General features: G+C 29.8%; 11 protein-coding genes. 8 read left to right on the top strand and 3 right to left on the bottom strand.

Annotation, left to right across the window (positions count from 1 at the left end; all coding sequences use genetic code 11):
• Window positions 1-6: 6 nt before the first annotated feature.
• The 3 genes from KO500_RS08500 (at window position 7) to KO500_RS08490 (ending at window position 3,193) form a co-directional block, all read left to right on the top strand.
• A complete protein-coding gene (locus tag KO500_RS08500; RefSeq protein WP_215956109.1) occupies window positions 7-1,344 on the top strand; it encodes a RagB/SusD family nutrient uptake outer membrane protein in 1,338 nt (445 codons plus the stop codon).
• Between the two features lie 354 nt (window positions 1,345-1,698).
• A complete protein-coding gene (locus KO500_RS08495) occupies window positions 1,699-2,415 on the top strand; it encodes a FadR/GntR family transcriptional regulator (protein ID WP_215956108.1) in 717 nt (238 codons plus the stop codon).
• Between the two features lie 25 nt (window positions 2,416-2,440).
• On the top strand, window positions 2,441-3,193 hold the full coding sequence (locus KO500_RS08490) for an SDR family NAD(P)-dependent oxidoreductase (protein ID WP_215956107.1): 753 nt from the start codon (window positions 2,441-2,443) through the stop codon (window positions 3,191-3,193).
• A gap of 48 nt (window positions 3,194-3,241) precedes the next feature.
• Here the strand turns inward: KO500_RS08490 and KO500_RS08485 are convergent, their stop codons facing one another.
• Window positions 3,242-4,003 carry a hypothetical protein gene (locus tag KO500_RS08485; RefSeq protein ID WP_215956106.1) on the bottom strand — a complete coding sequence of 254 codons (762 nt, stop codon included), beginning with the start codon at window positions 4,001-4,003 and terminating at the stop codon, window positions 3,242-3,244.
• Between the two features lie 59 nt (window positions 4,004-4,062).
• A complete protein-coding gene (locus KO500_RS08480) occupies window positions 4,063-4,398 on the bottom strand; it encodes a n-acetylglutamate synthase (protein WP_252732457.1) in 336 nt (111 codons plus the stop codon).
• 90 nt (window positions 4,399-4,488) lie between these two features.
• Here KO500_RS08480 and KO500_RS08475 point away from each other — a divergent pair, with 90 nt between their 5' ends.
• Complete coding sequence (locus tag KO500_RS08475) at window positions 4,489-5,370, top strand: DUF808 domain-containing protein (RefSeq protein ID WP_215956105.1); 882 nt, start codon at window positions 4,489-4,491, stop codon at window positions 5,368-5,370.
• Here the strand turns inward: KO500_RS08475 and KO500_RS08470 are convergent, their stop codons facing one another.
• Window positions 5,371-6,345, bottom strand: coding sequence for a helix-turn-helix domain-containing protein (locus tag KO500_RS08470; protein ID WP_215956104.1), 975 nt, complete (start codon window positions 6,343-6,345; stop codon window positions 5,371-5,373).
• A gap of 78 nt (window positions 6,346-6,423) precedes the next feature.
• Between KO500_RS08470 and KO500_RS08465 the strand changes: the two genes are divergently transcribed.
• The 4 genes from KO500_RS08465 (at window position 6,424) to KO500_RS08450 (ending at window position 11,761) form a co-directional block, all read left to right on the top strand.
• Window positions 6,424-8,763 carry a TonB-dependent receptor gene (locus KO500_RS08465; protein ID WP_215956103.1) on the top strand — a complete coding sequence of 780 codons (2,340 nt, stop codon included), beginning with the start codon at window positions 6,424-6,426 and terminating at the stop codon, window positions 8,761-8,763.
• Window positions 8,764-8,780: 17 nt separating this feature from the next.
• Window positions 8,781-9,497, top strand: coding sequence for a DUF4198 domain-containing protein (locus KO500_RS08460; protein WP_215956102.1), 717 nt, complete (start codon window positions 8,781-8,783; stop codon window positions 9,495-9,497).
• Between the two features lie 423 nt (window positions 9,498-9,920).
• Window positions 9,921-10,217, top strand: a complete 297-nt coding sequence (locus KO500_RS08455; RefSeq protein WP_215956101.1) for a hypothetical protein — start codon at window positions 9,921-9,923, stop codon at window positions 10,215-10,217.
• A 2-nt stretch (window positions 10,218-10,219) separates the two neighbouring features.
• Window positions 10,220-11,761, top strand: a complete 1,542-nt coding sequence (locus KO500_RS08450; RefSeq protein ID WP_215956100.1) for a PepSY-associated TM helix domain-containing protein — start codon at window positions 10,220-10,222, stop codon at window positions 11,759-11,761.
• Window positions 11,762-11,831: the final 70 nt, after the last annotated feature.

Here is an 11,831-nt window from a genome sequence, read left to right as displayed (position 1 = left end):
ATAATAATGAAAAATATATATATACTATTAGGGTTATTACTATCCATAACAGCATGTGATAGTGAGTTAGATCAATTTCCACCAAATATAGCTAGTTCAGATTCTTTAACAGAGTTTGATGGAGTGTTAAGTGCAGCTTATTATTATCAATTAGGAGGAATTACTCCAATAGCAATAATGGGAGAATTTAGAGCAGATAATGCTGTAATGGACGAAGCACCGTATACTGAGTTTGATGAATTTGATAATGGATTAACAGCCATGGAAGACCAATTTTTTGGTCCTTTTTATACAGCAATGTATAAATCAATTTTAAGTACTAATAATGTTATTGAAAACTCTTTAGATGCTACAGAAGTTGGAGAAGCAAAATTTTTAAGAGCATTATCTTATTTTAAATTAGCTCAAGTTTTTGGTGATGTTACTGTAAATTTAGTAGCCAATCCAAGTTTAACAGAAACTTCGGTTTTAGCTAGACAATCAGTAGATGATGTTTACAATAGTGTAATTATACCAGACTTACAAGATGCAATCGCGGCATTAGATACAGAAATTGAAAATGGTAGAGCTTCTAAATATGCAGCGCAAGGTTTATTAGGCAAAGTCTATGTTACCCTTGGTGATTTTGCAAATGCAGAAGCTCATTTAGCAGCGGTTGTAAGTGGTGCAGATGCAGCAGGTATTAGTCTTAAAGATAATTTTGATGAGATTTTTGGAGCTCAAAATGAAGTAGAAAATTCAGAAATAATATTCTCGACACAAGTATCAAGTTCAATTACTGACGAGTATTCTTTTGGGTCTGATTTTTGGAATTGGTTTGTTGGTGATGATTCAAAAGCTGATTTTCCTGTAGATCCAGATTTAGTAGCAGCTTTTGATACGAGTGATGCTAACGGAGGTGGTACAGATTTAAGAAGAGCTGTAACACTTAGTGCAGATGGTACAACAGCAGTAAAATTTCCTAAAGAAGGAGATTTAGGAGCTGAGCATGATTGGATTGAATTGAGATATGCTGATATTATTTTATTATATGCAGAAACGTTGAATGAAAATGGTGCGGCAGCAACTACAGTTTTACCATTGTTAGATGATATAAGAACAAGAGCTGGTTTAAATAGTTTAACAGGAACAGTAACTTCTCAAGCAGATGTTAGGCAAGTTATTTATGATGAAAGAAGACTTGAATTTGCTTTTGAAGGGCAAAGATGGTTTGATTTAGTTAGAACAGGTACTGTTGATGTTGCAATGGGAGAAACAGTAAATGCTAATTATTATTTATTTCCAATTCCAGTTTCTGAAATTCTTGCTACAGATGGTGTAATTACACAAAATGAAGGATATTAATAATAATTAATTAGATATACGTTTTTTAAAGAGCTAAATCTAAAATAGGTTATCTATAAGTTTTAATTTATCGGTGCATTATAATGTGTATTTTATAAATAGCGAAATTAAATATTTTGGTTTTAGTAGTATAGCTATTGATTTATAATAAAGTTTAAAATTATATTTTTTTAAGTGAACAATTAATAAGTTGAGTTTGTTTTTAAATAGGCTGGCCGACCTATGTAAGAGTTGGGTCGGTTAGCCTTTAATGTTAATAAAATTTATAATGGCTTAGTTATTTTTCAGTATAAAATAAATTTAATATGTTTACCGAACCAATCTGGTGTACCAGTTTTTAATTTTAAAATTTATATGAATTTAGACGCCCTTTCAAAAAATGAGAATCAAGAAATTACTAGTAGAGTAAAAAAACTGATGTCTCAAATAAGTGAGCTAATTACTAATAAACATTTAGAACCCGGTGATAAGTTGCCGGCAGAAAGAGTACTAGCAGAAAAATTTGAAGTAAGTAGAAGAAGTGTTAGAGTGGCAATTCTAAAATTAGAATCATACGGTATTCTAATTTCAATGCCACAAAGCGGAACATTTGTAGCTAACATTGGAGCTATTGCCATGAATGGTATGATTGAAGATATCCTGTCAATGGACTTACCAAACTTCAGATCGTTAGTAGAAACCAGAATAATGTTAGAGTTAAAAGCAGTAAGGTTAGCAGCTTTAAGGCGAACAGAGAATGATTTATTAAGAATAAAAGCAGCTATGGATGCGCATGAAGCTAAATTATTATCTGGTGAAGATGCAGTTCAAGAAGATTTATTATTTCACTTAGCCATTGCAAAAGCAAGTGGTAATGTGACCATGAATCAAATTATGATAGGTATTACCCCTCAAATACTAGTAGATTTTAAAAAGTATCATACAAATTATGATGAATTTGATGCTTTAAGAATAAATGAACATCTAGAAATTTATGAAGCAATTAAACAAAAAAAGCCACAATTAGCAAAAAGTAAAATGAAAAAACATTTTAAGTTACTTTATGAGTATTGTGGAGATATTAGAGCATAGTTATTTTGAATATAAAAAAAAGAAAATGAGTTTAAAAGGAAAAGTAGCTGTAGTAACTGGCGGTAGTCGTGATATAGGACGTTCAATATGTGTAAAATTAGCAAAAGAAGGTGCTAAGGTTGTAGTAAACTATTTGAATAGTGAAGCTGATAAAGATGCTACAATGGAAGCTATAAAAGCTGTAGGCGGTGAGGCAATTGCTGTTTATGGTGATGTTACTAAACAAGCTGATATTGATAGTATGGTAGCTAAAACTAAAGAAGCTTTTGGTGATAAAGTTGATATTTTGGTTAATAATGCAGGAGGTTTATTTGGTAGAAAAACAGCAGAAGAATTAGATGAGGATTTCTATGACTTAGTTATGGGAGTAAATTTTAAAGGAACAGTTTTTGTAACCAAGGCTTTTAAAGCACTAATGGGTAAAGGAGCTTCAATAATAAATTTAGCTTCACAAGCTGGTCGTGATGGTGGCGGTGGCGGATCAGTACTTTATGCTGCGTCAAAAGGTGCTGTTATGACATTAACTAGAAACTGGGCTAAAGAATTTGGACCTCAGGGAATTAGAATTAATGCAGTTTGTCCAGGATTAATTGGAACAAAATTTCATGATGATTTTACTAAAGATGAGGTAAGAGAAAGAGTTGCAGGCTCTACGCCATTAAAAAGAGAAGGTAGCCCTGATGAGGTGGCAGATTTAGTTGCTTATTTAGCTAGTGATGAATCTTCTTTCTTAACAGGAAATAATGTTGATATAAATGGTGGATTAGCTTTTAGTTAATTAACCATTAAATATAATTTTAAAAGTCCAGTTTAAGCTGGACTTTTTTTAGGTCTTTTGTTTATTTAATTCTTCAATTAAATAGCTGTAGTCTTTTAGGTTTCCACATTGAATATAGTAGTTTGATGCATCCATTTTTAAAGTTCCGTTTAACAATGAGTTTTGTGGCATGCAATACGCTTCTTTAATAATGTGTTTAATAGTTTTTAAAGTACAAACACCAGCAAAATCAAACTCCCAATTTTCATTATCAATTGTGCCCTTTAGCTCAATTTTATCAATAGCAACGGAATCAAATATATCTTGTTTTTTTAGTATATTTTTCAAATCAGGTTTTAGTCGAATTAAAACAAAATAATCATAATTTTTTGTAGCATCAACATTAAGGTTTGGAGTGTATTCACCTTTTGTATTCCAGTCTTTTTTTTCTAAAAGTAAAAGGTTTGCAAAAAATACTGTAGATTTTATGTTTATTTTTTTTTGGTTACACACCAAATCTACATCATCCCAAATACCTTTTCCGTGAATGGTAGTATCAGGAGATTCTATATCTTTTAAACCAGAACTTATCAACTTTTGGTAAAGAATAAATTCAGCAATTTTACCTTGAAAAGTGTTTGCAAATAACTCACGTCTACACCTTTTATTAACTCCGCCAGAACGGTGAGCTCTATGATGACCATCTTCAAATACCATTTGAAAAGCAAACTCAAAACTCTTATTTATTATTTCTCTAGAAATAGGAACACCACAGAAACTTTTTTTATTATTTATATAATACTCGTTGGTGTTTTTTTTAGTAAGTTTCATTATACCAGAAATTTACTAAAATTATAGTTAATATGATAATTACTCAAATACATATTTAATTAAACTTCTTCAAGAATAGATTTTCCCTTTGATTGATTACCTGACGTCCATTTCCAACTTTCATAAAGTCTTATTTTGCCATTTGGTAATATTTCAGGAGTAGAGATGCATTCTCCAGTCATTAATTCCCTTTTTTTATTTACTTGATGATACCTCATTTCAATAATTCCTTTATTATCTACTAAGCCAATTAAATGACCACTAATAATTTGTCCGCCACTGTATTCAGAAGTTAAAATATTTCCGCTTTGTTGGTATTTAAAAATTGTTTCACTGGAAGTTTCTCCATTTTCTGAATTTTGTATGGGCTTAAATGTTTTATGGTTATAGTTCATAATGAGTTTATTTTTGAAATAGAAGATAGTTTAATTTAACTAAAAGAAAAACCTTAAATTTAGCGTTTTAAATAAAAAAGAATTAAAAATATGGCATCAGGTTTTTTTGCATTGTTAGATGATATTGCTGCACTTATGGATGATGTAGCTGTAATGAGTAAAGTTGCTGCTAAAAAGACTGCGGGTATTTTAGGTGATGATTTAGCGGTTAATGCAGAAAAAGCATCTGGCTTTATTTCAGATAGAGAATTACCTGTGCTATGGGCTATTTCAAAAGGCTCTTTTATAAATAAACTTATAATTCTACCATTTGCCTTTTTGTTAAGTGCTTTTTTACCAATTGCTGTAACTATAATTTTAGTTTTAGGCGGTTTGTATTTAGCTTATGAAGGTGCTGAAAAAATATATGAATACTTAGCAGGTCATGAGTATAAAAGTGAAGATTTACTTGATGAGAATATTTCGTTAGCAGAACTTCAAATATTAGAAAAACAACGAATAAAAGCGGCTATTGTTACCGATTTTATTTTATCTGTTGAAATAGTAATTATTGCTTTAGGAACGGTGACTAGTGAACCAATTTCTACTCAAATTATAGTAGTTTCTATAATAGCAATTATAGCTACTGTTGGAGTGTATGGTATTGTTGCTTTAATTGTTAGGATGGATGAGTTTGGACTTAAGCTTATTAATTTAAACGAATCGGAAAATAGTTTTTCTGACAAAGTGGGAAGGTTACTAGTAAATGCTTTGCCTTGGGTAATTAAAATTTTAGCTGTTGTTGGTACCTTAGCATTACTCTCAGTTGCTGGTGGAGTGTTTGCTCATAATATTCATTATTTTCATGATGTTTTAGAGAAAATACCTTACTTGCCAAGTATGCTTAAAGAATTTTTATTAGGCTTAGTAATTGGTGCTATTGCAGTTTTAATAATGAGTGTCTACAAAAAGATTTTTAATAAAAAGCACTAGTTACATTTTATTACGGTATTCTTTAGGTGTAGTTCCATACATTCTTTTAAAGGCAGCAGTAAAGTGAGTGGCATTTTTATAGCCAGTTTCTTCTGCAATTTGATAAATTAATTTTTCTGAATTCTCTAATAAATTTTTAGCAAAAAGCATTTTTTCTTGCTTACTATATTCATTTATTGAACAACCAAAAATTCGTGTAAAGTCTTTATTTAGGGTGTTACCTGTTACCCCAAAATCTTCACCGATTTCTTGAATTGTATAGTTTTTATGAATATTATTATTTATAGTTTGTTTAATACTATAAAGTCTCTTTAAAGTCTTGTCATTTCCAATAATCAAATTACCATTGTTTCTGTCTCTGTAATTCTTAAGTTGAATAGCTATTAATTCAAATATTTTAGCTTTTAAGTACAGGTTGTTAGTTATGTCAGAGATATGTTTGCGTTCAAAATTTTCAAGTATACCGTATAATTCATCAGTAATAGGAAGTATTAAATTAGAATCATTAATAGTTTTTATTTCAGAATTGGTCATTAAGCCATGTAGTTTTAAAAAATTTAATGGAATATTTATTTTAATCTCTTTAAAAAGTTTTTTTCCAAGTATTCTATTCGACCCATTAAATCCATTAATATTTACTAAATAAGACTCTTTGCTTTCATAAAATATTTCTTTTCTATCAGTAAAATAAATGATTTTTTCCCCTGTAAGTAAGAAGTTGATTTGCATTAATTTATTTTGAATTGGTAAGGCGTATAAAAAATCTTTTTTCAAGAAAAAACGGCTAATGCTTATGCTCACATTATCAGTTGTAAAGTGGTGAATATTTCCAATGCCATATTCTGGCTTTATTTCATAATTACAAGCGGTTACATTGTCTTTTGTTGACTTATTTTTTAATTCAGCCAATTCATCATTAAGTGAAATAATATTTTTTTTTGCAGCAACTTTAATTTCGCGTCTTTTTTTTATCATAACTCGTCATTTATTACTGAATTCTCTTTGTTAGATTTGCACAAATTTATTTAGACTAATTATAAATAGCAAATTAAAATGCTTAAAAAATTACTTGCTTTTGTTGCAATTTTTGGAATGATATCGTTTGCAATGGCACAAACAAGTACAATTAATGGTAAAGTTGTTACATTAAATGGTAAACCTATAGCAGATGTTACCGTAAGATTAGTAAACACTTCATTTGGTGTTATGACTAAAAAAGACGGGAAGTTTATTTTGAACAATGTTCCACTAGGTGATTATACTTTAGAAGTTTCTTCAATAGGTTATGCAAAATCAAGTATTACTGTAAATGTAATAAGCAATAAATCAACCACTATAAAAACAATAAAACTTCAAGAGAAAGATGAAGCATTACAAGAGGTTGTGGTTAATGGTCGTCAAAATAAGTATAATGTAAAAACACCTTCAACATCATTACGTTTAAAAACTGAGATCGTAAATCTACCTCAGAATATACAAGTAATTAGTAGTGATTTGCTACAAGATCAACAAGCAACTAGTATTATGGATGGTGTTATTCGTAATGTTAGTGGCGTAACTATGTTAGAACATTGGGGGCATTTTGCACGTATTAATATGAGGGGTTTTAGGCTTCCTGCTTTTAGAAATGGTATTAATATTGAAGATTCGTGGGGACCTTTATCAGAAGATATGAGTACTGTTGAACGTATAGAATTTGTAAAAGGTCCAGCAGGTTTTATGATGTCTGCTGGTGAACCAGGAGGTTTTTATAATGTGGTTACTAAAAAACCTACGATAAATAAAGTAGCACAAGTATCTGTTGCTACAGGTAGTTTTGATAGTTATAGAGCAACTGCAGATTTTGGTGGTAAGCTTACTGAAAACGGGAAGTTATTATACCGTTTAAACGGAATGTATCAAACAGCTGATTCACATAGAGGAGGGGAAGATGTTGAACGTTTTGGTATTACACCATCTTTAACATATAACATTAGTGATAAGACAGCTTTAACTGCACAATTGAGTGTTCAAGATGCAGAGAGTTATATAGGTTCAGCATATGTTTTTGCGCCAACTGCTGACGGTTACGGTAGTCTTGATCGGGATTTTAAATTTACAGATTCTAATTATCCAGCTACAGACATTCAAGAAGTATCTTTATTTACAAATTTCAGTCATCAGTTTTCTGATAACTGGAGCTTTGAATCACAATTTGCTTACATGAGATATGATCAAGTCGGGAATTCTATTTGGCTTTGGAGTTTAGATTCTGATACTGGTGATGCAACACGTTATATTAGTATATGGGATGCACTTTCTGTTGGAAAATACTTTCAGGCATATCTAAATGGTAAATTTGATACAGGAACAGTTTCTCATAAAATATTGGGAGGTTTTGATTTTAGTGAGAAAAAGTACTGGGCTGATTTTAATCAATATGCTATTATTGATGTTGATGAGCCTTTTAATATTTATAACCCAACATACGGAAATAGTGTATTGCCAGAATTTGATAGATCTGTTGATTTACAATTTAGAGATGGTGTATATTCTTATGGTTCTATAAATAGATCAATTTATTTTCAAGATGAAATTGGGTTTTTACAAGATAAAATAAGACTTACATTAGCAGGAAGGTATACAAACTTAACTACAGATGGTAAAGATGAAAATGATGAAAAATTTTCTCCAAGATTTGGTTTAAGTGTTGATGTTATACCTACTTTGAAAGCCTATGCTTTATATGATCAATCTTTTATTGGACAAACAGGACTTAGTGAAAGTGGTGATTATTTTGACCCGGTAGAAGCGAATGATATTGAAGGAGGAATTAAGAAAACCTTTTTCGATGGTCGTCTAAAAACATCATTAGGAGTTTACCAAATAACAAAACAAAATGTATTAGTTACAGACCCCGATAACGTGAATTTCTCTATTCAATTAGGGGAAGTACAATCAAAAGGGGTTGAATTTGATTTACAAGGAGAAGTTACGCCAGAATTAAATGTAATTTTAAATTATGCAAACACTAATGTAGAAATTACAGAAGATAGTGATCCTGACCTTATAGGAACTAGAGTTGCAGGGCATGCTAAACACGTAACAAATGGTTGGGTAAATTACACATTTGCTGAAGAATCAAAATTAAGAGGTTTTGGAGCTTCATTAGGTTATCAATACCAAATAGATCGTTCAACATGGGCATGGGGTTCAGATAATGAAAGTGACTTGCCAGATTATTTTAGATTAGATGGTGGTTTATCATGGCAAAATAGTAAGCTTAGAATTCAAGCGAACGTCAATAATATTTTAGATGAATATTTATATTCAGGATCAGATTATGGTACATATCTTTACTGGCAATCTGAGCCAGGTATAAATGGCAGATTAACTTTAACATACTCATTTTAAAAATAAAAAGATCACCAATGAAAAAAATAATACTAACATTTGCATTACTACTTTTTGTATCTGCACAATCTTTTGCTCATTATTTATGGATTGAAACTAGTCCTGAAGGAGAAAAAAATAAAGAACAAGAAGTAAGAGTTTATTTTGGAGAATACACGTATGGTGTTATTGAAAAAGTAAATGGAGAAGCATTTCCATCAGTAAAAGATTTTACCCTTTGGTTGGTTGATGCTAATGGTAACAAAAGCGAAATAACAGTTAAATCTACTGAAGATTATTATGTAGGGGCATTTACTCCAAAAAGTAATGGGATTTATACAGTTGTTTTAGATAATGATAAAATTGATGTAATTGATTATACAGCTTATGATTTTGGAATATTTAAAACCCATTATAATTCTATCGCAAAAGTAAAAGTTGGAAGTAAAACTGGAGAAACAGCTGTAGCAAATGATTCAGGAATAACAGTAAAAGATGTTTCTGAAAATAATGAAGAAGTTAAATTACAAGTTTTATTTAAGAACAAGCCTTTGCCTAAAAATGAATTTAAAGTTTATGTGTCTGATTTATGGACAAAAACTTTAGAAACTGATGAAAATGGATATGTAAGTTTTAAAAAGCCTTGGGATACTAAATATATAATTGAAACCACCTTTGAAGAGCGTACGCCAGGTTCTTACAAAGGTGAAGCATATGAGTTTATATGGCATTGTGCCACATATTGCATAAAGTAGATATTAAATTGAGTGAAGTTTAGTTTATTTTTTCCAAGTAACAACTCTGAGTGTTTTTTGCACTCAGGGTTGTTCTAATTTTAAAAACATTATGATAACGACAGCCATTTTACTAGTTTTTTTGTCCTTTTATATTTTTTTTAGCACTTCTAAAAGGGCTGTAAAATATAATGGGTTTAATATTGAAATTTGGCTTTTTAATAATCAAATGTTATCAAAGAGTATAGCTAGTATTTTTATAATACTCTCTTTAGTTTTACATATTATTGCTTTTGGGTTTGGTAGTGGTATTTTATTGTTTTTTGTAATCTTGATGACCTTGTCTAGTCTAATAATATTGCTAACTCCATTACAATTAATAAATTATAAAACTCTTTTTATGTTTTTTGCAATAGCTTTAATATTTGAATTTTTAATCTAATTATGCCAGCAAACACTAAATATTTATCGTCAAATTGGCAACGCTTCGGAAAAATTACAGCAGGTTTTATTGGTGGCTTTATTGTAACTATAACATTGCATATAGCGCTAGCATTTTTTTTTAATCATAAAAATATAATTATAACTTCAAGTTTTACAGGTTTTATTCTATGGGTTGTATTAATGATTATTGCTTTTTTAGCAAAAAACGGATGGAAAATATGGGCTATTTACTTGGCGTTCTCATTTTTGTTGTCAATAGCAATTTATTTAGGCAAAATGTATAACCCAATTATCTAATAATGAAAAATAGAACGTACAATATTTTATTTCATACACATACTGTTAGTGGTATAGTTATAAGCGTAGTTTTATATATTATTTTCTTCGCTGGTTCTTTTTCTTTCTTTAGGGATGAAATAGTAAATTGGGAACGTAATCATACTGTGAAAACTACTGATGATCTAGAGATGAATATAGATCAAAGTTTAGATTCATTAAGTACTAATTATGACTTATATGGTAGAGATATAGAGTTAAAAAAATATTATATTGAACAACAGGTTGGGGTTTATCTTGGTGCTTCTAAAGATAGTTTAGCAAATGATAAAGCAAAAGCTTCAGATTTCTTTTACTTAGATACTAAAAATTTTGATAAAACTACTTATGAAGACTCTTATACCTTAGGAGAATTTTTGTACCGTTTACATTTTTTGACTCAAATACCATACCCGATAGGGTATTATTTATCAGGTTTTGTTGCTTTGTTTTTTCTTTTTGCTATTGTTACAGGAGTTTTAGTTCATTGGAAAAAAATTGTATCGAACTTTTATGTTTTTAGACCATTTTCAAAACTGAAAACTATGTGGACAGATGCACATACTACTTTAGGTATGTTAGGTTTGCCTTTTCAGTTTGTATATGCTGTTACTGGTGCTTTTTTTATGATAAAATTGTTGCTTATTGCACCAAGTGTCATGATTATTTATGATGGTGATGAAGCTAAATTTTATGAAGACTTAGGCTACAGTCATCCACATTTTGAATTTGAAAATTCACCCACAAAATTAGATTTTTCAATTAATGATTGTGTTGATAAAGTAAAAGAATTTTGGCCTGATTTTAAGGTGGTTGAAGCTCATATTTTTAATTATGGAGATAATAATATGCATGTGTCTATAAACGGACATGTTAATTACGAAAACAAATTCAATGGTTTTGGTGAAGTCATAATTAAACCGACAACCCAGGAAGTTGTTTTTAAAAAAAATCCTTACGATAAAACGAGCTATTTAGATGCTATTAAAAATATACTTTACCGTATCCACTATGGTGATTATGGTGGGTATACGCTTAAAATTATTAGCTTAATTTTGGGGTTAATTACTTGTTTTGTAATTATTTCAGGAGTTATGATTTGGTTAGTTGCTCGTGATAAAAAAAATGTTCCTGAAAAAAAGCGAAAGTTTAATGAAAAAGTAGTTCGTATTTATTTAGCAATATGCTTGAGTATGTATCCTGTAACAGCTTTATCCTTTATAGCTGTTAAAGTAGGTTACCCTGCAGATAAATTTTTTATTTATAGCTTTTATTTTATCAGTTGGTTAGTATTTAGTGTGTTCTATATCTTAAAAAAAGATAATAACTTTACTAATAAAAACTCCATTCTATTAGGTAGTATTTTTGGCTTATTGGTACCTGTTGCAAATGGTATTGTTACAAAAAAATGGTTTTGGAACAATTATTTACAAAATAATATTCAAATTTTAAGTGTTGATTTACTATGGATTTTGATTAGTATTTTAGGTTTTTTTGTATACAAAAAACTTGTCAAAAAAGTATGATTTAATTTTTTTAAAAATATGTAATTTATCGATTAAGCCTTTATTTTCAGGGTATTTTACTATCGATAAA

This window comes from Cellulophaga baltica (genome assembly GCF_018861125.1).
In the GTDB taxonomy this organism is placed as follows: domain Bacteria; phylum Bacteroidota; class Bacteroidia; order Flavobacteriales; family Flavobacteriaceae; genus Cellulophaga; species Cellulophaga baltica_A.
This window is presented reverse-complemented; position numbering and strand designations above follow the sequence as displayed.